We start from the raw sequence: 23,439 nt of genomic DNA on the forward strand, positions 1-23,439 counted from the left end.
CGTTCTGTGCTGCTGTTGGTGGGTGTCGACCTTGGTCGACACGGTAGATCCACGCCATGCGTGGATGGGGACTCGTGGGCTCGGGCTGGATAGACTGCACGCATGTCCATCGAACTGCGCCACCTACGCTATTTCCTCGCCGTTGCCGACACCCTGCACTTCGGCCAGGCGGCCGAGCGGTTGGGGATGTCACAGCCGCCGCTCAGCCAGCAGATCCGGCAGCTGGAGGAACTGATCGGTGCGCGGTTGTTCGTGCGCAGCCATCGGCGCGTGCAGCTGACGGCCGCGGGAGAACTGCTGCAGGAACGGGCGCGCAGCATCGTGCAGCAGGTGGAATCGGCGGTGGATGAAGTGCAGCGCGCGCAGCGTGGCGAGCAGGGTGAGCTGCGTATCGGCCTGACCCGGGCCACGCCGTTGTCGCCGCAGATTCCGCGTTCGATCCTGCAGTACCGCCAGCAGTATCCGCAGGTGCGGCTGCAGCTGAGCGAGATGAATACCCTGCAGCAGATCGATGCGCTGCTAGATGGTTCGCTGGACGTAGGCATCATCCGCAAGCGCACGCTGCCGGCCGAGCTGGTGGCGCACAGCCTGTTCGTCGATCCACTGGCGTTGATCGTGCATGCCGACCACCCTGCCCTGCGCCGCCTGTCGAAAGGCGGCACCCTGGCGTTGCGTGACTTGGCGCAGGAACCGTTCGTGGCGTTCCGCCGCAGCGCCGGGGCGGGCATCCATGACCACATGATTGCGCTGTGTGCGGCGGCAGGCTTCACGCCACGCATCGTGCAGGAGGCCGGTGAGGCTTCGACGCTGATCAGCCTCGCTGCAGCGGGACTGGGTGCGGCGATCCTGCCTTCGTCATGCGACCACATCCGGGTGGAAGGTGCGCGCTTCGTGCCGCTGGCCGATGCCGGCGCGCATTCGGAAGTGCAGCTGGCGTGGCGCCGCGAGGGCGTGACGCCGTTGATCCGCAATTTCGCCGGGCTGCTGCGTGGGGCATTTGCCGAAGAGTGAGGTGCATCGCTCCCGGTAGTGGCCAACCTTGGTTGGCCCAGGGGCACAACGCCGACCAAGGTCGGCATCTACCAGAGCAGGATCAGGCCGTCACCGGCTGCGGCGCGCGCTGCTGCAGCGCCCAGACGATGCCACCGCCGATCACGGTCAGCAGCGCGGCGAACGCACACACGCCCAGCCAGTCCCACGCGGCATAGGCCAGGCCGCCCACGCCGCCCAGCACGCTCGAGCCCAGGTAATAGGCGAACAGGTACAGCGCCGACGCTTCCGCTCGCATCGAACCGGCGCGGCTGCCGACCCAGCTGCTGGCCACCGAATGACCACCAAAGAAACCGAACGTCACCAGCGCGATGCCCACCGCCATCGCCGACAGCCACGGCATTGCCAGCAGCACGATGCCGGCGGCGATCAGGCCGAAGGAGATCGACAGGATGCGCCCCCGCCCATAGCGCGTAGCCTGCTGGCCCATCCACGCCGAACTGAAGGTACCGACGAGGTACACGCTGAAGATCAACCCGACCACGGTCTGGCTGAGGTGGTACGGCGGCGCCAGCAGGTGGTAGCCGAGGTAGTTGTAGAGGGTGACGAACACGCCCATCAGCACGAACGAGGTGGCGAACAACCACGGCAGGCCAGGATCGGCGAACAGCGTGCGCCAGCGCGCGGGCAACTGCCGCAGGCCACTGCGGCTCGCCTGGAAGTGGCGCGACGGCGGCAGCTGCAGCCACAGCAGCACAGTGCTGGCCACGGCGATGATCGAGACCACGCCGATGCCCCAGCGCCAGCCCCAGTGGTCGGCGATGATGCCGGCCAGCAGGCGCCCGCTCATGCCACCGATGGCATTGCCGCCGATGTACAGGCCCATCGCCAGGCCCAGCGCACGGCTGTCCATCTCTTCCACCAGATAGGTCATCGCCACCGCCGGTACGCCGCTCAGCGCCAGCCCCAGCAGGGTGCGCAGCACCAGCAGGGTGGACCAGTCATCAACCAGTGCCGTGCACAGCGACAGCGTGGCCGACGCCAGCAACGCAACGATCATCAGCGGGCGCCGGCCGACCACATCGGACAGCAGGCCCGCCAGCAGCATGGCCACGGCCAGGGTGCCGGTGGTCAGCGACAGCGACATCGCGCTGCCCGCAGCGGACACGCCGAAGTGGCGGCTGAACTCGGGCAGCAGTGGCTGCACCGTATACAGCAGGCCGAAGGTCGAAAAGCCGGCCAGGAACAGCGCCAGCGCGGTGCGGCGGAAGGCCGGCGTTCCCTGCTGGATGCGGGTGTCGGCGGCAGCGTGGTCAGTACGGGGTCGGTCGGCAAGGGCCGCCGGAGTTTCGCCGGTCATGGGGGCGGTGGGCCGAGGGGGCGGCCGGATTGGAGGGGACGGGCCTCAGACTAGGCCGGTCCATCCAGTCGATCCATAACCTGTTAGGTCAGGATTGATACTTCTGGCATATCGATTCAGCCTACAGCCGCTGCCACTCGAAGCCATCACCACGGCGGTAATAGACCGCCACCGCACGGCCGTAGATCTTGTCCGCATCGACGAAGCCGAAAAAGCGGCCATCGAAGCTGTTGCCGCGATGGTCGCCCAGCACCAGCACCTTGCCGGCGGGCACCTGCAGATCCGCGATGTCCGGGCCACCGCCTCTGTCCAGGTCGAGGCTGGCGCGGCGCTCACCGAAGGCTTCGGTGTCGGCCAGGTCAGCGATCTGCAGCGGCTGGCCGTTGATGCTCAGGTGGCCATCGTGCAGTTGCACGTGGTCGCCGGCCACGGCGGCGACGCGCTTGATCAGCCGGGTGCCGTCGGCCGGTGAATCGAACACGGCCACCTCACCACGTTGCGGCGCGCCGGTACCCAGCAGTTCCTTGCTGGTGAACGGCAGGCGCAGGCCATAAGCACGCATGTCCACCACCACCCGGTCGCCCGGTTGCAGCGTCGGCTGCATCGAGCCGCTGGGCACGACGTAGTGGTTGGCGAGGGTATCGCGGGCGGCGGCGAGCAGGCCCAGCATCACCAGCAGCGGCAGTGCCTCCTTCTTCAACCAGGCAAGCGTGCGCTGCGAAAGCGGCGGACGGGCTACAGCATCCATGGCAGGCTCCGGGGTGGGTGGTGTCGGCATCAGACCATATCCGGCCCGAAGAGGTTCCCGCGCCCGCATACTGTAGAGCCGAGCCTATGCTCGGCTGCCGTTCCGTAGCGTCGAGCAAGCCGAGCATGGCCCGGCGCTACCGATGCAGGGTTACGCAGGTTTTACGCCGAGGCCCGGCACGGGGCATCGCACCTTTACGGCAACCACGCGCATCGTGTGCCTACCGCGCCGCAGGGCGCTTTGCGCAAGGTGTTGTATGACCCTCCTGGTGATCCGGCATGCGTCGCCGTCGGTGCCGCGTCCGCTGCTGCCGGCCGAGTTGTCCGGCCATCCGGTGCTGTGCACCGACTGCGCCAGCCTGGCCGATGTGCGCCAGTGCCTGTGCCAGCCGCAGGCGCGCACCGCGGACTGGGTGCTGCTTGATGTCGGCGTGGCCGACGAGGCGCAATGGTGTGCCGAGGGTGGTGCGCTGCAGGCGGCGCTGGACGGTCTGCCGGCGGAGTACATCGAACTGCAGTCGCCGCGCCAGCCCGGTCTGGAAGCGCGCCTGCGCCTGCAGCATGGCCCGGCCGCCGTGGTGGTCGACCAGCGCAGCCAGCAGGCGGGCTATCCGCTGTCGCTGGCCATCGTCGGCCGCCGCCTGGCACGGGAGGGCTGAGCCATGTCGATCTTCATCATCCGTGGCCCGGAAGCGGCTGGCGCGCTGATCCGTACCGCCGCGCCGCTGCCGGCGCCGGTGCTGAAATCACTGGTGCACCGTGCGATCGATGCGGGCACCAGCGTGGCAATCCGCGCCTGCGGTTCGGAACAGGAACTGCTGGACGCGCTGCGTGTGGCCGACCACAGCCGTGGCGAGGTGACGCTGCTCGATCCGGGCGCATGTGCCGACAGCCTGCGCCTGCAGCGGCTGCTGCCGTACCTGCACAACGCGTACGTGGAAGTGCATGACGACGGCGCGGTGGCGGAGCCGTGCCTGCCGGCAGGCGTCGGCCAGCGCCTGGGGATCGCGGCCGGGTATGGGGCGCAGAGCTATGTGCTGGCGCTGGATATCGCGCTGGATCACCTGGGGCTGGCCGAGCAGGCGAACCGGGTGCATGTAGGGACGTGATGCGCTTCGGTAGAGTCGAGCCATGCTCGACTCGCTTTTCCGCCTTTGTAGAGCCGAGCCCATGCTCGGCTGCCTTTCCAGAAAACATCAGCCGAGCATGACTCGGCTCTACACAAAAAAAAACGGCGGGGTTGCCCCCGCCGTTTTCTGTTGCTTATTTCAGGCCGCGGAACTTCAGCAGCGGCTCCACCGACGGGTCCTTGCCGCGGAAATCGCGGTACAGGGTCGACAGCTCCACGCTGTTGCCGCGCGAGAGGATCTTGTCGCGGAATTCCTGGCCGTTGGCGGCGGTCAGGCCACCGTGTTCGGTGAACCACTGGTACGCGTCATGGTCCAGCACTTCCGCCCAGAAGTAGGCGTAGTAGCCGGCCGAATAACCGCCACCCCAGATGTGGTCGAAGTAGGTGGTGCGGTAACGCGGCGGCACCTGCGGCAGGTCGACCTTGAACTTCTTCAGTGCGCTGGCTTCGAAGGCGCCGACATCCTGCAGCGGCGCATCGGCCTTCTGCGTGTGCCAGGCCAGGTCGAGCAGTGCGGCCGACAGGTACTCGGTGGTCGCATAGCCCTGGTTGAAGCTGCGTGCCTTGAGGATCTTGTCGACCAGTTCCTGCGGCATCGCTTCGCCGGTCTTGTAGTGCTTGGCGTAGTTGGCGAACACCTTCGGGTCCAGCGCCCAGTGTTCGTTGAACTGCGACGGGAACTCGACGAAATCGCGCGAGGTGGCGGTGCCGGCGATCGACGGGTACTTCACGTTCGAGAACATGCCGTGCAGTGCATGGCCGAACTCATGGAACAGGGTGGTGACGTCGTCAAAGCTGATCAGCGCAGGCTGGCCAGCGGCCGGCTTGGTGAAGTTGCAGACGTTGTAGACCACCGGCTTGGCACCGGTCAGGCCGTCCTGTTCGACGAACACGTCCATCCAGGCGCCACCGGACTTGCTGTCACGCTTGAAGTAGTCGGTGTAGAACAGGGCCAGCGAGGTGCCGTCCTTGTCGAACACTTCGTACACCTTCATGTCCGGGTTGTAGGTCGGAATGTCGGTGCGCGGCTTGAAGGTGATGCCGTACAGCTGGGTGGCGGCGTAGAAGACGCCGTTCTGCAGCACGTTGTCCAGTTCGAAGTACGGCTTGATCTGCGATTCGTCCAGATCGTACTTGGCCTTGCGCACCTGCTCGGCGTAGAAGTCCCAATCCGAGGCGGTCACCTGGAAGCCACCCTTCTGCGCGTCGATCACCTTCTGGATCTCGCCGGCTTCGGCACGCGCCTTGGCGGTGGCGGCAGGCACGGTGTCGGTCAGCAGCTTCAGCGCGGCCGCCGGGGTCTTGGCCATCTGGTCGCCCAGCTGGTAGTCGGCGAAGGTCTCGAAGCCGAGCAGCTTGGCCTTCTGCGCACGCAGCTGGGCCAGGCGCTGCACAGTCTGCCGGGTGTCATTGGCATCGCCGCGCTCGGCGCGGGTTTCCGAAGCGTTCAGCACGGCCGCACGCTGGTCGCGGTCGGTCAGCGAGCCAAGCACCGGCTGCTGGGTGGTGTTCTGCAGCGGCAGCAGGAACTTGCCCTCCAGCTTGCGGTCCTTGGCAGCGGCGGCGGCATTGTTGACCGCGCCCTCGTCCAGGCCGGCCAGCTTGGCCTTGTCGTCCACCACCACCGCGGCAGCGGCGGTTGCCGCCACCAGACGGGTGTGGAACTGGGTGGACAACGTGGTTTCTTCCACGTTGAGCTTGCGCAGGCTCGCCTTGTCGGCGTCGGACAGCTGTGCGCCCGAGCGCACCAGACCGTCGTAGTAATGCTCGACCAGGCGCTTCTGCACCGGATCCAGGCCCAGCGTCTCGCGCTGGTCGTACAGCGACTTCACGCGCGCGAACAGCTTCGGATCGAGGTTGATCTCGTCCTGGTGCGCGGCCAGTTCCGGCGCCACTTCTTCCTGGATCTTCTGGCGGGCATCGTTGGTATCGGCCTGGACCAGACCGAAGAAGATGCGCGACACGCGGGTCAGGGTCTCGCCGCTGCGCTCCATCGCCACGATGGTGTTGTCGAAGGTGGCCGGCTCGGCGCTGTCGGCGATCTTGCGCACGTCGGCCAGATGCAGGCGCATGCCTTCTTCGAAGGCCGGCAGGTAATCGCTGTCCTTGATCTTGTCGAACGGCGGCGCCTGGAACGGCAGGCTGCTGGCGGTCAGCAGCGGGTTGGTGGAGGCTTCGGCCGGCTGCTGGGCCGGTGCATTCTGGGCTTCGGACACGGGGGTGGACTCCTTGCCGGAACAGGCCGCAAGCGCCAGGCTGATGGCGGCGGCCAGGACTACGGTACGCGACATGTAAAACGCTCCTTGGGCAGACGGTACGGGATGGCAGCCGTCCACCCTACTCCTGTCACGGGCGCCCGGCATGTGCCGGACGTGGCGTCTACGCTGCCGGCGGCGACCGGCTCAGACCGTGCCGCGGGTCTTGCCGATCCAGGGCCGGTAGAACTCCCGGATGGCGGCCATGTCGGCGGCGTCATCGCCGGTCGGCGTGAACACCGGACCGATGCCGATGATCTTCTCCGGGTAGTGGAAGTACGCCGCCAGTATCGGCACGTCGGCCATCCGCGCGATCTTCAGGAAGCCGGCCTTCCATTCCTTGACGGCCTTGCGGGTGCCTTCCGGGGTGATCGCGAACCACATCTTCTCGTTGTCGCGCAGCAGGTCGACGGCCTGGCCGACGGTGCCCTGCGGCGAGCTGCGATCGAGCGGGATCACGCCCAGCTTGTGCAGCAGTGGACCCAGCGGCCACCAGAACAGCGAGGCCTTGCCCAGCACCTTCACCTTCATGCCCAACGCGATCTTCGCCGCCATGCCCCACAGGCCGTCCCAGTTGGACGAATGCGGGGCGATGATGAACACCAGTCTCGGGATGTCCGGCAGGGTGCCGGTGACCTTCCAGCCGCCCATGCGCAGCGTGCAGCGCGCCAGCCAGCGCAGGAAACGGTTGGGTCTGACCTGCGGCATGTTCGGCGGAATGGCCGGCAGCAACGGCGTCGGGTTGTTCAAGCAATCACTCCCAGTCACGTGATGAGCGCCCGCGCTTGATCTGCGCGCGCCCGCGTTTGGCGTCCAGACGACGCAGTTTCGACCCGAAGGTCGGCTTGGTGGCCTTGCGTGGTTTGGGCACGCTCAACCCGGCCTGGATGAAGGCCGCCAGCCGCTCGCGCGCATCCTCGCGATTGCGATCCTGGGTGCGGAAACGTTGCGCGTCGATGACCAGCACGCCTTCGCCGGTCATGCGCCGGTCGCGCCGCGCCAGCAGGCGCTCGCGCAACGGTTCGGGCAACGAGGGCGAACCGGCCACGTCGAAACGCAGTTCCACCGCGGTGGAGACCTTGTTGACGTTCTGGCCGCCGGCACCGCTGGCACGCACGAAACGCTCGACGATCTCGCCGTCGGGGATTTCAAGCTGCGCGCTGATGGTGACCGGTCCGTTGCCCATCCGCGCATTGTAGCGGCAGGCGCGTTGCCGTGGCTGCCATCGCGCACCGTATGCCGCCGATCAGGCACCGAACACGCCGCCTTCGCCTTTGCCGGGGGTATGCTTGCGGTCCCGTGTACTGCAGGACGCTCCGCATGATCCGCTTGCTCCCCTCCCTGTTGCGCCGCGCGACCCTGCTGCTGGTGCTGGCCGCAGCAAGCGCGCCGGTGCTGGCTGCAGCGCCCACCGATGGCGACATCAACCGCCTGCTGTCGGCCTCGCGTGCGCAGAGCATGATCGACACCATGCTGCCGCAGATCGAATCGATGCAGCAGCAGCAGTTCCAGCAGGTCGCTGCCCAGCGCCAGCTCAACGCCCAGCAGCAGGAACAGCTGCAGCGCATCCAGGCGCGTACCAGCCAGACCCTGCGCCAGGCACTGTCGTGGCAGCAGCTGCGGCCGATGTACGTGGACCTGTACAAGAAGACCTTCAGCAAGGAAGACGTGCTGGCCATGGCCGAGTTCTACGAGAGCCCGGCTGGCCAGAGCCTGCTCGACAAGACCCCGGCGCTGATGCAGAACGTGATGGTGGCGATCCAGACGCGCATGCAGCCGCTGTTCGCCGATCTGCAGAAGGATCTGGAAGCGATCGTCAACGAGCCGGAAAAGAAGTGAGGTAGTGCCGGCCGCTGGCCGGCAACCCGGATTTCCGTAGCGCCCGAGCCCATGCTCGGGCGGCGGCGCGCGGCGCCGGGAAGCGCAGCCGAGCGTGGGCTCGGCTCTACAGGTCCTGGCTCCAGCCGAACAGGTCCAGCGCCTTCTGGAACTCACCGTCGACCTGGGCGCGCACGTCCACCGTGCCGCCATCCGGATGCGGGAAGCGCAGCCGCTCGGCATGCAGCAGCATGCGGTGTACCCCCTGCATGCGGAAGTTGCGGTTGTGCCGGCCATCACCATGGCTGGTATCGCCGATCAGGTGGTGTGACAGGTGCTTCAGATGCCGGCGGATCTGCCGGAAGCGCCCCGTCTGCGGCTGGCAGCGCAGCAGCGCGTAGCGCGAACTGGCGAACTCACCCACCGGCACCGACAGTTCACCGGCAGCCAGACGCTGGAAGTCGGTCACCGCCGGCTTCTTCACCGGCTTGCCCGGACCGCCGTCCAGATCATGGTCGACCTGCCAGGCTTCCTCGGCCGGCCAGCCGCGGCAGATTGCCAGGTAGTCCTTGCTCACTTCGCCGCCCATCAGCGCCTTGCCCAGCATACTGGCGGCGTCGCGGTCGAAGGCCAGCAGCAGGCAGCCGCTGGTGGCGCGATCCAGGCGGTGGACCAGGAAGATCGGCCGACCCAGCTGCTCGCGCAGGCGATCGGCGAGGAAATCATCTTCGCCACGGGCCAGCTTGCTGTCGTGGACCATCAGCCCGGCCGGCTTGTTGACCACGGCCAAGCGTTCGTCCAGGTGCAGCAGCTGCAGGGGCGCGGTTTCAATCTCGACCGCAGCGAGGGTGTCAGGTTCGGTACTCACCGCGGGATTATAAAGGCCTGCCCTCTGTAGAGCCGAGCCCACGCTCGGCTGCTCCGCGCGACCGGCAATAGCGTGCCAACCAAGGTTGGCACCTACCTGTAAAGCAGTCAGGCGTTGCGCAGCGCCAGCAATTCGCCATTGCCCACCGGCACCAGGCTGGTGGTGAACGCCGCGTCGGCGGCCAGCAGGGCGCGCAGCGGCTCCATCTCAGCGGCATGCGAGGTGGCGTTGTCGACCACCAGCAGGCCGCCGGGGCGCAGTACGCGGCGCAGCTGCGGCCACCAGCCTGCGTACTGCCCGCGATCCGAATCCAGGAACAGCAGGTCGATGCAGCCATCGGCCGCCTGCGCCAGCCACTGCCCGGCATCAGCGTGGACCAGTTCGATGCGCTCACCCAATCCGCTGCGGGCGAAATTCGCGCAGGCCATCGCCACCTTGTCGGCGGCGAACTCCAGCGTGGTCACCCTGCCATCAATGGCAGCGGCGGCCTCAGCCAGCCACAGCGTGGAATAGCCATTGGACGTGCCGATCTCCAGCACGCGACGGGCGTTGCCGAACCGCACCAGTACCGACAGCAGTTCACCGGTGTCGGCGGTGATGTTGAGCATGCGCAGGCCACGATCGGCTTCGCGGGCATCGTTGTCACTACCGAACTGCGCCAGCTCGTGTTTGAGCGCGCTCAGCGCATCACTCATCGCCACCACGCACGCGCCAGTGCGAACACGCCAACCGCACCGGACACCCAGCTCCATGCCGGCACGTCGCCCCAGTACCAGCCCGGCGGCTGCAGCACGTACATCAATGCGGCAATCGCCAGCAGACCAACGCCAGTGATCGCCCCGACCGCGCGCTTCTGCAGCCGCTGCAGGCTGGCATCGAGCGCGACCAGATCGCGCGAACGCATCGCCAGTTCATGCCGACCTTCCACCTGCTGGGTCAGCCAGGCGTGTACCAGGCGCGGCATGTCCGGCGCATGGGTCATGATTTCCGGCAGGCGCTTGCCGATCTCGCGCACGACGCGGCGCGGGCTGTAGCGCTCGCGCAGGATCTTCGCCAGCACCGGCTTGGCCACGGCCCAGATGTCGATCTGCGGGTCCAGCTGGCGGCCGACGCCCTCGATGTTGAGCAGGGTCTTCTGCAGCAGGATCAGCTGCGGCTGCAGGGTCAGCTGGTAGCGCTGGGCCACGCGGAACAGCTTCATCAGCACTTCGGCCAGCGAGATCTGCGACAGCGGACGGGTGAAGTACGGCTCGCACACCGAACGCACCGCCGCCTCAAGATCATCGATGCGCACGTTGTCGGGCATCCAGCGCGCCTGCACGTGCAGTTCGGCGATGCGGCGGTAGTCGCGGTTGAAGATGGCCATGAAATTCTCGGCCAGGTAGTACTGATCTTCCTGCGAGAGCTGGCCCATGATGCCGAAGTCCAGCGCGATGAAGCGCGGGTTGTCGCGGCGTGCCGGATCGATGTCGACCCAGATGTTGCCGGCATGCGCGTCGGCATGGAAGAAATTGTCGCGGAACACCTGGGTGTAGAACACCCGCACACCCTTGGCGGCCAGCGCCTTGCGGTCGATGCCGGCCTTGTCCAGTGCGGCGATGTCATCGGAGGGAATGCCCCATACACGCTCCAGGGTCAGCGCGCGCTCGGCGGTATGGCTCCAGATCACCTCCGGCACATACAGGTCGTCGGAGTTCTCCCAGAAACGGCGCAGCACGCTGGCGTTGGCGCCTTCGCGCTGCAGGTCCAGCTCGGCGGCCAGGGTGTTTTCGACCTCGGCCACCACTTCGCGCGGGCGGATCTTGTCGGCACGCGGATGGGTGCGCTCGACCAGCGTTGCCAGCGAGTTGAGCAGGGCGATGTCGGCGTCGATCTGCTTCTCGATACCCGGGCGCAGCACCTTGACCACCACCTGGCGTCCGTCGGCCAGCGTGGCCGCGTGCACCTGCGCGATCGAGGCCGAGGCCAGCGGTTCGGTGTCGAAACTGGCGAAGGCTTCGCTGACCGGCAGGCCGAGCGCTTCCTCGACGATGCGGCGCGCAGCATCGCCGTCGAAGGGCTTGACCCTGTCCTGCAGCAGGGTCAGCTCATTGGCCACATCCGGCGGCACCAGATCGCGGCGGGTCGACAGGATCTGCCCGAACTTGACGAAGATGGGCCCCAGGTCCTGCAGCGCCAGGCGCAGGCGCGCACCGCGCGACTGTGCGGCGATGTCGGCTGAAGCGCGCGGCACGAACGGCTTGGCCAGGCGCAGCCAGCGCTCTGCCGGCGTGTCCTGCAGCAGGTCGTCAAGGCGGTAACGCAGGATCACCCGGCCGATGCGGCTGGCCCGCAGCAGCGCCTTCATGCGGCACCCCGCAGGCGCTGCACGCGTGCGCCGAGGCGCTCGACATCATCGCGGAGCACGTCCACGTCGTCGTGGAAGGCATCCAGTTCGGCACGTGGCACCACGTCGCGCGATTCCTCGGTGATGAATTCAGCGGCACTGTGGGCCAGGTCGATCGCGCCCTGGCGGGCGTGCTGCAGGGCACTGCGCAGGGTGTTGGCCACCTGCACGCCCAGCACGTCGCCGAACACGCTGACGAACGGCTGCTGCCAGTCCGGATCGAAGCCCTTGGCCAGCTGCTGCAGGCGGCGCGCCAGTTCGGCATCGCCGGCCACGCGTACGCGGGCCTTGCCGTTGTCAGCACCCTGGCGGGCACGCGCCAGCAACGGCAGCTGTGCCAGCACGCCGGCCAGGCTGCTGCGCACGGCCAGGTCGGCTTCCTGCGCATCCACAGGGCCCACCCGCAATTGGTTGCCATCGACGCTGATGCGCATCGCCAGCGGCGGTGCGTCCAAGGTCAGGTCGATATGGCGACCGTCGAGGTTGGCCAGCGCATGGCGGGTATCCGGATCCAGCGCCAGCGCGCGGTTCAGGGCGATCTGCAGGGCACGGCCAGCGACCGGCTTGAGGGACTTGAGCAGGGAAAGAGCCATGTGCGCATTCTACCTGCGTGGGTGGCGGGCTTGGGCCGGGCTACCGCCCGGCACCCGCTGACGCAACGGCCAGAGCAACGGCAACGTCAAATGCCGGCTTGCAGTGGGGAGGCGGGGTGGGTCCGGTTGCGGGGGACGCCGTGAATCCGTCCATGGAGGCTTGGCCGCGGCATCCATGCCGCGGACACCCCCGCAACCGGACCCACCCCGCCTTCCACAGGTTCCTGCTGCTGTTGGTGGGTGTCGACCTTGGTCGACACGTAAATCCAGGCCATGCGTGGATGACACGCGCGACTGGATTTCTGGTTCATCTGTGCCTCACGCGGAGGGTCGGTGAAGGTTCATGCTATGAGGCCACGCAACGCACAGGACATCGCACTTCCATGGCACGGACCCGGGTTGGCATCATCTTCGGTGGCAGGTCTTCCGAACACGAAGTTTCGCTGCAGTCGGCGAAGAACATTCTCGATGCGCTGGATCGGGAGCGCTTCGAGCCGGTGCTGGTCGGCATCGACAAGCAGGGCCAGTGGCACCTGAGCCAACCGGATACCTTCCTGCTCAACGCGGATGATCCGGCGCGCATCGCCCTGCATGCTTCCGGTACCGCGCTGGCGGTGCTGCCGGGTACCGAGCAGGCGCAGCTGCAGCCGACCGATGCGGGCAGCGCGCTGGGGCAGATCGATGTGGTGTTGCCGATCGTGCACGGGCCGCTGGGCGAGGACGGTGCGCTGCAGGGGTTGCTGCGCATGGCCAACCTGCCCTTCGTCGGTTCGCCGGTGCTGGGCTCGGCGGTGGCCATGGACAAGGACGTGACCAAGCGCCTGCTGCGTGATGCAGGCCTGCAGGTGGCACCGTGGGTGTGCATCCGGCGCCACGAGGCCGATGCGGTCGATGTCGCGGCACTGATCGAAGCGCTTGGCCTGCCGCTGTTCGTCAAGCCGGCCAACCAGGGCTCATCGGTGGGCGTGAGCAAGGTCAAGGATGCAGAGGGTTTCGCCGAGGCATTGCAGACCGCGCTGCGCTACGACCATAAGGTCCTGGTGGAATCGGCCGTGGTCGGCCGCGAGATCGAATGTGCGGTACTCGGCAATGAGCGGCCGCAGGCCAGCGTCTGTGGCGAGGTCGTACTGCACGACGAGTTCTACGCCTACGACACCAAGTACATCAACGAAGACGGTGCTGAGGTGGTGGTCCCGGCCGCAATCGATGCGGCAACCCAGGCGCGCATCCAGCAGATCGCGTTGCAGGCCTACCAGGCGCTGGAGTGCGCCGGCATGGCGCGCGTGGATGTGTTCCTGACCGCCCATGGCCAGATCGTCATCAATGAAGTCAACACGCTGCCCGGCTTCACCCGCATCAGCATGTATCCGAAGCTGTGGGGGGCCAGTGGCGTGGACTACACCACGCTGATCACGCGCCTGATCGAGCTGGCGCTGGAACGGCACCAGGCCGATCGTGGATTGCATAGCGCGGTGCGTTGACCGCGCTTCGGTAGTGCCGGCCGCTAGCCGGCACTACCGCTCAAGCGGTCATGTGCGCTTGCGGAACATCGAGATCACGGCCAGCACCAGGAACACCACGAACAGGATCCAGGCGATGTTGCTGGCGGCACCGGCAATGCCGGAGAAACCGAGCACGGCGGCGATGATGGCGATGACAAAGAAGATGACGGCGTAATGCAGCATGGTGCTCCTCGCAGGTGGTCGGCCGTGGGTGGCGTTGTGCCCATCCTGCGCATCTGCCGGTGTGCAACCGGTGATGGCGATCTCTGCGCGTAATGAAGGCTTCAGCGCGGTGATGCCGCCGTCATGATGCCGCCTTCAGCCGTCGCAGTCCTTCTTCGATGCTGACCTGCGGCACGTAGCCGAAATCACGACGTGCCGGCTCCATGCTGTACCAGTGCGGCGTGCACAGCTGCTCGGCCAGGAAGCGCGTCAGCGGCGGCTCGCCACGCAGGCGCAGCAGCGGCCACAGCCGCTCGCAGATCGCGCCGATGCGATACGCGGTCTTGAAGCTGATCGCCTTGTCCACGGTTGGAGCACCCACCGCCTGCAGCAGCTTGTTGACCAGCTCGCGCATCGGCAGCGGCTCGCCATTGGAAATGAAGTACGCCTTGCCGGCGCAGGCCGCGCCCGGTGCCAGCGCCTCGAAGGCGAGGAAATGCGCCAGCGCGGCGTTGTCGATGTAGGTGGTGTCGACCTTGTTGTTGCCATCGCCCACCAGACGCAGGCGGCCAGCGCGTGCACGCTCGGCCAGGCGCGGCACCAGCTGCTGGTCACCCGGGCCCCAGATCAACCGCGGGCGCAACGCCACCGTCGCCAGCGTGGCGTCATTGGCCGCCAGCACCCGCTGTTCGGCAATCGCCTTGGTCGCCGCATACGGTGCCTGGAAGTCCTCGCCATAGGGGACTTCGTCCGCACCCAGTCCTTCCACCGGGTGCGTGGCGCGATGGGTCACGCTGGGCGTTGAGGTGTAGACCAGCTTGCCGATGCCATGTGCGCGGCAGGCCGCGATGACGTTGTCGGTGCCGACCACGTTGGCCTGGTGGTAGCTGTCATAGCTGCCCCAGGCACCGGCCTTGGCGCCGTTGTGGAACACCGCATCGACGCCGGCCACCGCATGCAGCACTGCCTGCGGGTCAGCCAGGTCACCGCGGATCTGGCCCACGCCCAGCGCCTGCAGTTCGGGGTAATGGCTGCGGTTGAACGCCAGCACCTGGTGGCCACGTTCGACCAGGCCACGGCACAGCGCCTGGCCAAGGAAACCACCACCACCGGTGACCAGGATCTTCATGCGCGCTTCTCCAGTTCGGCGCGTGCCCAGACGGCGAGCTTCTCGCGACCGATCTTGGCGTTGTGACGGATATCGACGGGGAACGCCGGATGCATCAGCACGTGTTCCAGCTTCAGCTCGGGCAGACGCGCAGCGGCCGTGGCATGCAGCGCCTCGCGCAAGGCAGGGCTGTCGGACTGGCCACGCTGCAGCTCCACACACAGCACCGGCACCTGCGCACCGGCTGCGCCGACGCCGACCAGCGCCGTGCGTGCCACCCCGGGCACGGTGTTGAACACCGGCTCGACCTGTTCGGTGTACAGCGGCCCGTGCGCGGTTTCCACGCGATGGGTCTTGCGGCCACAGAACCACAGCCGCCCCTGCGCATCGAAGTAGCCGACATCGCCCATGCGATGCACGATGCGGACGCTGCCATCGGCCAGGGTTTCGCTGATCTTCGCCGCTGCGGTCGCCTGCGGACGGTTGAAATAACTGTCGGTGGCGGTCGGCCCGGCCACGGTGATCTCGCCGACTTCGCCCACGTCCAGCACGCGCACCTGCGACCAGTCCGGCAGCGGCGCGTCGTCGATGGCGATGATGCGCACCTCGTTCGGTGTGACCACGCTGCCGACGCAGGTGCCGGCACCGCCCTCGGTGGCCGCGCGCGTACGCTCCAGCTCGCGCCCCTCGACCACTGCCACCGGCAGGCACTCGGTCGCGCCATACGGTGTCCAGAACTGGGCATCGGCCGGCAGCAGACTGCGGATGGTGGCGACCACGTCCGGCGGCACCGGTGCACCGGCGGAGGTCACCCGGGTCACCGACGGCAGCGGCCGCCCGTGCCGCGCCAGTACCCGCATCAACGCAGGCGAGCCGAACAGCTGGGTCACGCCGAAACGCTGGATGGCGTCATGCAGGCGCGCCGGATCGGCCTGTGCCGGCCGGGTCGGATCCATGTCCGGAATCACCGAGGTCAGGCCAAGCGCGGGATCGAACAGGGCAAACGGCGGGAAGGTCGGCAGATCCACCCCCCCCGCCTCCATGCCGAACGCGCTGCCCAGCAGCTCGATCTGGCCGACGAAGTGGCGGTGGCGGTAAACCACGCCCTTGGGCACGCCGGTGGAGCCACTGGTGAACAGGATTGCCGCGGTGTCCTCGCCATCGGTGTCGGCCAGCATCGCGCCGCTGTTGGCGCCGGCACGCTCCAGCGCGGCCAGGGTGGTGCCACCCCAGCCCAGCCGACGGCCGACGGTGACCAGACGAGTCGCCGAAGGCGCCCAGCGCAGCGCCAGCCGCGCCACGTGGGCCAGCGGAATGCCGATGAAGGCCTGTGGCTGCGCCTCGTCCAGGCACTGCTTCAGCGCGCGCTTGTCGATGCCCGGATCGACCAGTACCGGCACCGCGCCCAGCTTGAACAGGGCGAACATCAACAGGAAGAACTCCGGCGACGGCCGCACCATCACCACCGTACGCACCCCGCGGCCGATCCCGTAGCCGGCCAAGCCGGCCGCCATCGCATCGCTGCGGGCGTCCAGCTGGCGGTAATCCAGGGTCACGTCGTAGGCCGCCATGCCGTTGCCGGCGCCGCGGCGGCCGGGGCAGCGGATGGCGATCTGGTCGGGGCGTTCACGCGCCAGCTCGGGCAGCCGCGCGGCGATATTGCAGGATCGGTTCATCCGTTCATTGTCGCCGCTTACGGAATTTCTTGCGCGGCGGCCGCCAGCGTGGAAAATCCGCATCCTCGTCCCTTTCCCGATGCCGCCCGAGGCGGCTTGCCCATGCAACATCCCTGCATGACCTGCGGCGCCTGCTGCACCCAGTACCGCGTGGCCTTCCACTGGATGGAATCGGACGAGGTCACCCCCGGTGGCGTGCCGCACCAGCTCACCGAGGTCCTCGATCCGCATCGCCTGTGCATGCGCGGCACCCATTCCAAGCCGGTGCGCTGCGTGGCGCTGGATGCGCAGATCGGCGTCTATTCGCGCTGCACGATCCATCCCAACCGGCCCAGCGTGTGCCGCGAGGTGGACGCGTCATGGGAGTACGGCAAGGCCAGCCCGCAGTGCGACAAGGCGCGCATCGCCTATGGCCTGGATCCGCTGACCCTGGCCGACTGGCGCTGGCGCGACGAAGCAGGCAACGACGACGACCACCCGGACGACAACGGCAATTCACCGTCGCCGCAGGCACCGATCGCGGCGTAGTCCGGCGTGCCGACCGTTGGTCGGCACGCCCTTCAGATCGGGTTCTTGTCCAGGAACGCGCGGATCTCCGGCACCAGCACTTCATGCTTGTCTTCCAGCACGTAGTGGCCCGCATCCTCGAAGGCATGCACCTGTGCCTTCGGCAACGCCGCCTGGAAGCCCTTCAGGAAATGGTGGTCGAACACGAAGTCGCGCAGGCCCCAGCCGAGGAAGGCCGGGCGATCAGCGAACGACGGCAGCGCCTTGCCGGCACGCTCCAGCAGTGACCACGCCTTGTCGGCCGGCGACAGCGGGATGTCCTGCATGAAGCGGATGGTGCTGATGCGGTTGGCATAGCTGTTGTACGGCGACACGTAGGCGCGGCGCACATCGGCCGGCATCTTCCGCTCCACGCCCAGCCACGACGCGCCGGAGGAAAACGCATTGAAGGTGCGGATGATCCACTCGCCAATCTTCCAGTGCCGCCCCAGCGCGATCTGCCACGGCATCTTCTTCGCCGCCGGCATCGGGAACGCGGCAGTGTTGAGCACGACCAGGCGCTTGACCTGGTCGTGGTGCGACAGCGCCCAGCCGAAGCCGATCATGCCGCCCCAGTCGTGCACGGCCAGGGTCACCGGGCCGGTGATGCCCAGATGCTTCAGCAGCGCATCCAGATCATCCACGCGCGACTGCAGCGTGTATTCGTAGCGGCTGTCGTCGGGCTTGTCCGACAGGCCCATGCCGATATGGTCCGGCACGATGCAACGGTACCGGTCCGACAGGCCGGCCACCAGTGTGCGCCAGTAATAGCTCCACGACGGGTTGCCGTGCACCATCACCACCACCTCGCCGTCGCGCGGGCCTTCGTCGAGATAGTTCATCGACAGGCCGGGGCGAACCTCGAAGCGCTGCGGGTGGGCGGGGTAACCGGGAAGCTGGGACATCGGATCGCACCTGTAAAAAGGGCCGGTAAACCGGCCCTTGGAATCAACGCAGCGGGCTGCTTACCAGACCACTTCGGCCATGGAGCAGTTGAGGCCCGAGCCGATGCCCAGAAGCGCGATGCGATCGCCCTTCTTCAGCTTGCCCAGCTGCTTGAGCTTGCTCAGCACGATCGGCACCGAGGCCGGACCGATGTTGCCGTGCTCGCCGAAGATGGTCATGACCTTCTTCGGGTCGATGCCGAAATTCTTGATGAACGCAGCGGTGTGCGGCTGGCTGACCTGGTGGATGACGAACTGGTCCAGCTCTTCCACCGCCCAGCCCAGTGCGATCTTGGCGGCGGTGAAGGTCTTCTGGGCCAGCTTGATGCCCTCGATCAGCAGCATGCGGGTGTCGGTGACCATGCGGTCCAGGTTGCCCAGGCACAGCTGGTTCCACTCGGTGGCCGAGCGGGTCACGCCCCCCTTGTAGCGCGGCGCGTCGGGCACCAGCTCCGAACGGGCCATCACCATCGCAGCCGCACCGGAACCGGTGGTCAGCGCCGCCAGCTCATTGCGGAAGTCGTCGGCGGTGACGTCCGGCGCGGTCATCCGCTCCAGGGTCTTTTCGTACACCAGGTTGGCGGTTTCGCCATCCACCACCAGCGCGTAGTCGATCTCGCCGCGCTCGAGCATGCGCGCCGCGATGTCCATGCCGTTGATGAAGGCCAGGCAGGCATTGGCGACGTCGAAAGTCATGCACTCGTCGCTGACACCGAGGTTGCCGGACACGATGGACGCGGTCGACGGCTCCAGGTAGTCACGGCTGACCGAGGTATTGATCAACAGGCCCACCTGCGTCGCATCGATGCCTGCGTCTTCCAGTGCCTTGCGGCCGGCCATGGTGGCCGCGTCGGACGCCAGCACGCCGTTGTCCCACAGGCGGCGCGCGTGGATGCCGGCGATATCGCCGAGGACATCGGTACGGATACCAAGGCGATCCAGCGTCGGCTGCAGCCGTTCGTTGATTTCCTTGGTCGTCAGCGTGTGCGGCGCATCAACGTGAGCCAGGCCGGCAATCGAGACATTCTTGAAGAGCATCGAGGTTAGCGCCAAGGCTCAGGCAAAGGGGGCGCTATTCTATAACCCCCCGGGCCTTCACCGCATCTTTACGAATTCAGCCTTGGCCGTATGGTGAAGGATTCAGCGCGGCGGGCACTGGAAAGCAGCGAAGCGCTGGCTGCCATCGGCCGGGGCCGCAGCGGCCTGCACGGCGTTGGCGCCGGTGGTCGGGGCTTCATTGCGGGCCAGGGTTTCCAGCTCTTCCTGCACGCGCAGCGGGTTGCGGTTGTAGAAGCCGACCTTGCTCTTCACGGTCACCACCACTTCGCCCTTGGAGATGCACCCGGCCGGTACCGGGCCTGCCGGCAGCACGCGGATCGCCTTGCCGGCCGGTTCGATCGGCACCCAGGTGCAGGCGGTGACGGTGAGCAACAGGGACGACAGCAGCAGAACGCGCATGGGCAGGATCCTGGAAGGGAATGTCAGGAGTGTGCCTGAACCGTCTGAATCAGGGATAGCCGGGACGGGGTCGGAGCCCTCCCGAGGGGAGGGATCCGACCCCTGGCCGGCGTATTCCCTTATTTCTTGACCGGGTTGCCTTCGGCATCGATCACGGTCACTTCCCCCAGGTTCAAGGCGCGTACGGCCGCTTCGGTCTGCTTGAGGTCACCCACCACCACCCAGGTCAGCGCCTGCGGCTTGATCTCCGCCGCCGCCTGCTGCACCTGTGCCGGAGTCATCGCTTCGATCTCGGCCTTGCGGCGCAGCACGTAGTCGTCCGGGCGCTTGAACTGCACGATCGTGCCGATGGTCGCGGCCACCGCGCTGGCGGTCTCGTAGGCACCGGGCAGGCTCAGGGTCTGGATGTTGCGGATGCGCGCCACTTCAGCGTCGGTCGCCGGCTTGCTGCCGTTGGCGAACTCGGCGATCTCCTTGCGCATTTCGGCCATGGCCGGGCCGGTCTTGTCGATCTGCACCGGTGCCATCGCCATCCACGGGCGCTGGCCCACGGTGTTGCTGGCGCTGGTGCGGGCACCGTAGGACCAGTGCTTGTCCTCGCGCAGGTTCATGTTCAGGCGCGAGGTGAAGTCGCCACCGATCACACCGTTGGCGATGTCGAAGCGGGTCGAGCTGGCGTCGCTGGACGGCGGCACGACCTGCCCGGCGAACAGGTTGGCCTGCACCGCGCCCGGCTGGTCGATCAGGAACACGCGCGGGCTCTTCGGCAATGCCACCGGGGTGGTGGCCTTGATGGTCGGCGCATCGCCGGTGGCCTTCCAGTCGCCCAGCTGCTTGTCCAGCAGCGGCACGATCTCGGCCAGGGTGGTATCACCGACCACGATCAGGGTGCCGTCCTGCGGACGCAGCCAGTCGCGGTGGAAGTCGACCAGGTCCTCGCGGCCCAGGCTGCTGATCGCCGCTTCATCACCGCTGCCGGTGAACGGAATCGCGTACGGGTGGCCCTTGCCGTACAGCAGCGGCGGCAGCACGCGCATCGCCACCGCACCCGGGTTGACCTTCTCCTGCTGGATGCCGGCGATCCAGGTCGCCTTGACCCGGTCGATCTCGCTCTGCTCGAAGCGCGGCTCGCGCAGCAGGCTGGCATACAGCGCCAGCGACGGCACCAGGTTCTCCTTCAGCGCGGACAGTTCCACGTCCACCGAATCCAGGCCGGCGGAAGCATCCAGGTCTGCACCCAGCGCATCGGCTGCATCGGCGAAGGCCAGCGAGCCGAGCTTGCCGGCGCCTTCGGTCATCAGGCTCATGGTGAAGTTGGCGGTACCCGGCTTGCGGCCCTGGTCGGCGGTGAAGCCCCCCGGGAACTGGTAGCTGAACTGCACCACCGGAATCTCGTGGCGTTCGGCCAGCACCACCTGGGTGCCGTTCTTCAGCGTGGCGCGCTGCAGCGCCGGGAACTTCAGCTGCGGGAACTCGCGGGTCTGCGGCACGCCGGCCTTGCGGTCCACCTGCTCGGGCAGGGTGCTGTACCTGCTGTCCACGGCCGGCACGTTGAACGGCTTCGGCGCCTGCGACGGATCTTCCTTCAGCGCCACGCGTTCACCCGGCTCGACCACCAGCGTATGGCTGCCCTTGTCCAGCCATTGCGCGCCCAGGCGCTTGAGGTCGGCAGCGGTGGCCTTGTCGATGTTGGCCAGCGAGGTGCGGAAGCAACCCGGGTCGCCGGTGTAGACCGTGCATTCGGCCAGCGCGTCGGCCTTGCCGCCGAAGCCGCCGATGCGCTCGATGCCGCGGATGAAAGCAGCGCGCGAGCCGGTCTTGGCGCGCGCCAGTTCTTCGGCGGTCGGGCCCTCCTTGAGCAGGCGCTCGATTTCCTCATCGATGATCTTTTCGACCTTGGCCGGATCCTGGCCCTGCTTCACGGTGGCCATCACCATGAAGTTGGACCCCAGCTGCGAGGCGTAGGCGCCGGCGCTGATGTTGTCCACCAGCTTGTCCTGGTGCTGCAGGCGCTGGCTCAGGCGCGAAGACTTGGCGCCGCCGAGCACATAGGCCAGCAGCTGCAGCTGGTCGACGTCGGTGGTGCCGACCTGGGCCACGTTCCAGGCGCGGTAGATGCGCGCCTGCGGCACCTTGTCGGTCATCACCTCGCGGGTATCGGCCGGGCGCTTGGCAACGTCCACCTTGGGCTGCGCCATGGTCGGGCCGGCCGGGATGCTGCCGAAGTACTTGGCGGCCTTTTCCTTTGCCGTGGCCAGATCGATGTCACCGGCCAGCACCAGCACTGCGTTGTTCGGGCCATACCAGGTGCGGAACCAGGTCTTGACGTCATCCAGCGAGGCGGCGTTGAGATCGTTCATCGAGCCGATCACGCTGTGGTGGTACGGGTGGCCCACCGGGTACAACGCGCGGTTGAGCTGTTCCCACACTTGGCCATAGGGCTGGTTCTCGCCCTGGCGCTTCTCGTTCTGCACCACGCCACGCTGCTCGTCGAGCGCGGCCTGGTCGATCGCGCCGACCAGATGGCCCATGCGATCCGATTCCATCCACAGCGCCATGTCCAGCGCGGTGGTCGGCACGTTCTCGAAGTAATTGGTGCGGTCGGTATTGGTGGTGCCGTTCTGGCCGGTGGCGCCCACCTGCTTGAAGGGCTCGAAGTACTCGCCGTCGTGGTTCTCGCTGCTCTGGAACATCAGGTGCTCGAACAGATGCGCGAAGCCGGTACGGCCGGCGGGCTCGTCCTTGCTGCCGACGTGGTACCAGATGTTGACCGCGACGATCGGTGCCTTGCGATCGGTATGCACCACCACGCGCAGGCCGTTGGGCAGGGTGAACTGCTCGAACGGGATATCGACCTTGCTGGTCGCGGCCGGCTTGGCCGCCAGCGCGTAGGTCGGCGCGAGCGTGCCGAGGGCAGTACTGAGGGCAACAGCGAGCAGCGCGGCGCGCGGGCGCAGGGTGAGCGACATATCCGGGTCCTTGGTCACATAGGTGAATCCCGATCCTAGCGCGGGCGTGCGGCCACCGGTATCGGCCACCAGTCACTGGGGGTGATCGGCCACATCGGCCACCGCGATCGGCGTTTCAGGGTCACGAACGGCGGTGATTCACGTCCGGACAGTGTCCGCGGCACACCGAATGGACAGGTGTCCGCCCGGCGGACACTTTCGGCGCACTACAAAACCCTTATGAATCAACGACTAAAAGTTGGCACGGGGATTGCTTTGTACTTCCTGCACCAGGAAGGGCTTCAGACTAAACATGACTGAAGACTGAACAAAAGCAGAAAATCGAAAATTCCGCTTGCATCCCCAGAACTGGTGTTCTACCTTACTACCACACCACTGCTCACCAACACTAAACAGGCCCCGTCATGAACGCCAAGACCATTGCCATCGCCATCGCCCTGATCGCCGGCACCGCGGTTGTTTCGTCGGTGCAGGCCTCCGAATCCATCAAGACCCTGTCCACCGTGCAGGTCCGCCCGGCCGCCGACCAGCTGGTGCAGCAGGCTTGGGAACAGGCCAGTGGCATCCCGACCCTGGCCACTGTCGAAGTGCGCCCCAGCGCCGACCAGCTGGCCGAGCGCGACGGCTTCATCGCCAGCCCGGTCGCCGCCGCTCTGCCGATCACCACCCTGGCCTCGGTTGAAGTGCGCCCGAGCCTGGAGCAGCGTGTCGCCCTGGCTGCCGAGCAGGAAGCCCAGCGCTACGCCGCCACCCTGGCCGCCGCCGCCACCAGCGTCGCCAACCAGGTGATCGTCAACCTGCCGGCCCTGCAGGTGCGTCCGAGCGCCGCCCAGCTGCAGGCCTTCGCTGCCGAAACCGCCCAGGTCCTGCTGCGCCCGTAAGCGACGACCGCCCTGCCCCGTGCAGGGCGTGCGTCGTAAAGGCGGCG

23 protein-coding genes are annotated in these 23,439 nt (G+C 67.1%); 7 read left to right on the forward strand and 16 right to left on the reverse strand.

Annotation, left to right across the window (positions count from 1 at the left end):
• The first annotated feature begins 102 nt into the window (after positions 1-102).
• The gene (locus tag WKB25_RS16330; RefSeq protein ID WP_340571813.1) at positions 103-1,011 is read left to right on the forward strand and encodes a LysR family transcriptional regulator; all 909 of its coding nucleotides are present in this window, start codon (positions 103-105) and stop codon (positions 1,009-1,011) included.
• An 82-nt stretch (positions 1,012-1,093) separates the two neighbouring features.
• Here the strand turns inward: WKB25_RS16330 and WKB25_RS16335 are convergent, their stop codons facing one another.
• Positions 1,094-2,350, reverse strand: coding sequence for an MFS transporter (locus tag WKB25_RS16335; protein ID WP_089241550.1), 1,257 nt, complete (start codon positions 2,348-2,350; stop codon positions 1,094-1,096).
• A 121-nt stretch (positions 2,351-2,471) separates the two neighbouring features.
• The gene (gene lepB, locus WKB25_RS16340) at positions 2,472-3,098 is read right to left on the reverse strand and encodes a signal peptidase I (RefSeq protein WP_340571815.1); all 627 of its coding nucleotides are present in this window, start codon (positions 3,096-3,098) and stop codon (positions 2,472-2,474) included.
• A 256-nt stretch (positions 3,099-3,354) separates the two neighbouring features.
• Between lepB and WKB25_RS16345 the strand changes: the two genes are divergently transcribed.
• Together WKB25_RS16345 and WKB25_RS16350 are read left to right on the forward strand one after the other, a co-directional pair.
• Positions 3,355-3,756, forward strand: a complete 402-nt coding sequence (locus WKB25_RS16345) for a hypothetical protein (protein ID WP_340571816.1) — start codon at positions 3,355-3,357, stop codon at positions 3,754-3,756.
• 3 nt (positions 3,757-3,759) lie between these two features.
• Positions 3,760-4,206: a hypothetical protein gene (locus WKB25_RS16350; RefSeq protein WP_025875822.1), complete on the forward strand. Its 447-nt coding sequence runs from the start codon at positions 3,760-3,762 to the stop codon at positions 4,204-4,206.
• Positions 4,207-4,360: 154 nt separating this feature from the next.
• Here the strand turns inward: WKB25_RS16350 and dcp are convergent, their stop codons facing one another.
• From dcp to arfB, 3 genes are all read right to left on the reverse strand, one after another.
• Entirely contained in the window at positions 4,361-6,517 is a 2,157-nt protein-coding gene (dcp, locus tag WKB25_RS16355) for a peptidyl-dipeptidase Dcp (RefSeq protein WP_340571817.1), read from the reverse strand.
• 111 nt (positions 6,518-6,628) lie between these two features.
• Complete coding sequence (locus WKB25_RS16360) at positions 6,629-7,231, reverse strand: lysophospholipid acyltransferase family protein (RefSeq protein ID WP_099819569.1); 603 nt, start codon at positions 7,229-7,231, stop codon at positions 6,629-6,631.
• Between the two features lie 4 nt (positions 7,232-7,235).
• Positions 7,236-7,667 (reverse strand): alternative ribosome rescue aminoacyl-tRNA hydrolase ArfB, encoded by a 432-nt coding sequence (gene arfB, locus WKB25_RS16365; RefSeq protein ID WP_089241560.1) that lies wholly within the window; start codon positions 7,665-7,667, stop codon positions 7,236-7,238.
• A 134-nt stretch (positions 7,668-7,801) separates the two neighbouring features.
• Here arfB and WKB25_RS16370 point away from each other — a divergent pair, with 134 nt between their 5' ends.
• On the forward strand, positions 7,802-8,320 hold the full coding sequence (locus WKB25_RS16370) for a DUF2059 domain-containing protein (protein WP_340571818.1): 519 nt from the start codon (positions 7,802-7,804) through the stop codon (positions 8,318-8,320).
• Positions 8,321-8,426: 106 nt separating this feature from the next.
• Here the strand turns inward: WKB25_RS16370 and WKB25_RS16375 are convergent, their stop codons facing one another.
• The 4 genes from WKB25_RS16375 to WKB25_RS16390 form a co-directional block, all read right to left on the reverse strand.
• Positions 8,427-9,167 (reverse strand): pseudouridine synthase, encoded by a 741-nt coding sequence (locus WKB25_RS16375; protein WP_340571819.1) that lies wholly within the window; start codon positions 9,165-9,167, stop codon positions 8,427-8,429.
• A gap of 107 nt (positions 9,168-9,274) precedes the next feature.
• Positions 9,275-9,862, reverse strand: coding sequence for an O-methyltransferase (locus WKB25_RS16380; protein ID WP_340571820.1), 588 nt, complete (start codon positions 9,860-9,862; stop codon positions 9,275-9,277).
• Positions 9,859-11,514, reverse strand: a complete 1,656-nt coding sequence (gene ubiB / locus WKB25_RS16385; RefSeq protein WP_340571821.1) for a ubiquinone biosynthesis regulatory protein kinase UbiB — start codon at positions 11,512-11,514, stop codon at positions 9,859-9,861. The genes WKB25_RS16380 and ubiB overlap by 4 nt, the downstream gene beginning before the upstream one ends.
• Positions 11,511-12,146: an SCP2 sterol-binding domain-containing protein gene (locus WKB25_RS16390; protein ID WP_340571822.1), complete on the reverse strand. Its 636-nt coding sequence runs from the start codon at positions 12,144-12,146 to the stop codon at positions 11,511-11,513. The genes ubiB and WKB25_RS16390 overlap by 4 nt, the downstream gene beginning before the upstream one ends.
• Positions 12,147-12,529: 383 nt before the next feature.
• Between WKB25_RS16390 and ddlA the strand changes: the two genes are divergently transcribed.
• Positions 12,530-13,627, forward strand: a complete 1,098-nt coding sequence (gene ddlA, locus WKB25_RS16395) for a D-alanine--D-alanine ligase (protein ID WP_340571823.1) — start codon at positions 12,530-12,532, stop codon at positions 13,625-13,627.
• Between the two features lie 48 nt (positions 13,628-13,675).
• Here the strand turns inward: ddlA and WKB25_RS16400 are convergent, their stop codons facing one another.
• The 3 genes from WKB25_RS16400 to oleC all read right to left on the reverse strand — a co-directional run bounded on the left by WKB25_RS16400 (position 13,676) and on the right by oleC (position 16,594).
• Positions 13,676-13,831 (reverse strand): DUF1328 domain-containing protein, encoded by a 156-nt coding sequence (locus WKB25_RS16400; protein WP_025875842.1) that lies wholly within the window; start codon positions 13,829-13,831, stop codon positions 13,676-13,678.
• Between the two features lie 121 nt (positions 13,832-13,952).
• Positions 13,953-14,939 (reverse strand): 2-alkyl-3-oxoalkanoate reductase, encoded by a 987-nt coding sequence (gene oleD, locus WKB25_RS16405; protein ID WP_089241578.1) that lies wholly within the window; start codon positions 14,937-14,939, stop codon positions 13,953-13,955.
• On the reverse strand, positions 14,936-16,594 hold the full coding sequence (oleC, locus tag WKB25_RS16410) for an olefin beta-lactone synthetase (protein WP_340571824.1): 1,659 nt from the start codon (positions 16,592-16,594) through the stop codon (positions 14,936-14,938). Before oleC ends, oleD begins: the two co-directional genes overlap by 4 nt.
• Before the next feature lie 102 nt (positions 16,595-16,696).
• Between oleC and WKB25_RS16415 the strand changes: the two genes are divergently transcribed.
• On the forward strand, positions 16,697-17,122 hold the full coding sequence (locus WKB25_RS16415) for a YkgJ family cysteine cluster protein (protein ID WP_004135417.1): 426 nt from the start codon (positions 16,697-16,699) through the stop codon (positions 17,120-17,122).
• 32 nt (positions 17,123-17,154) lie between these two features.
• Here WKB25_RS16415 and WKB25_RS16420 read toward each other — a convergent pair whose 3' ends face one another.
• The 4 genes from WKB25_RS16420 to WKB25_RS16435 all read right to left on the reverse strand — a co-directional run bounded on the left by WKB25_RS16420 (position 17,155) and on the right by WKB25_RS16435 (position 22,511).
• Complete coding sequence (locus WKB25_RS16420; protein ID WP_099786266.1) at positions 17,155-18,045, reverse strand: alpha/beta fold hydrolase; 891 nt, start codon at positions 18,043-18,045, stop codon at positions 17,155-17,157.
• A gap of 60 nt (positions 18,046-18,105) precedes the next feature.
• The gene (locus tag WKB25_RS16425) at positions 18,106-19,122 is read right to left on the reverse strand and encodes a 3-oxoacyl-ACP synthase III (protein ID WP_025875853.1); all 1,017 of its coding nucleotides are present in this window, start codon (positions 19,120-19,122) and stop codon (positions 18,106-18,108) included.
• 102 nt (positions 19,123-19,224) lie between these two features.
• The gene (locus tag WKB25_RS16430; RefSeq protein ID WP_340571825.1) at positions 19,225-19,542 is read right to left on the reverse strand and encodes a DUF4156 domain-containing protein; all 318 of its coding nucleotides are present in this window, start codon (positions 19,540-19,542) and stop codon (positions 19,225-19,227) included.
• Between the two features lie 119 nt (positions 19,543-19,661).
• Complete coding sequence (locus tag WKB25_RS16435) at positions 19,662-22,511, reverse strand: pitrilysin family protein (protein WP_340571826.1); 2,850 nt, start codon at positions 22,509-22,511, stop codon at positions 19,662-19,664.
• A gap of 404 nt (positions 22,512-22,915) precedes the next feature.
• Here WKB25_RS16435 and WKB25_RS16440 point away from each other — a divergent pair, with 404 nt between their 5' ends.
• Positions 22,916-23,392 carry a hypothetical protein gene (locus WKB25_RS16440; protein ID WP_340571827.1) on the forward strand — a complete coding sequence of 159 codons (477 nt, stop codon included), beginning with the start codon at positions 22,916-22,918 and terminating at the stop codon, positions 23,390-23,392.
• The last annotated feature ends 47 nt before the right edge of the window (positions 23,393-23,439 follow it).

It is taken from the genome of Stenotrophomonas sp. G106K1, from assembly GCF_037969685.1.
GTDB classification, from domain to species: Bacteria; Pseudomonadota; Gammaproteobacteria; order Xanthomonadales; family Xanthomonadaceae; genus Stenotrophomonas; species Stenotrophomonas lactitubi.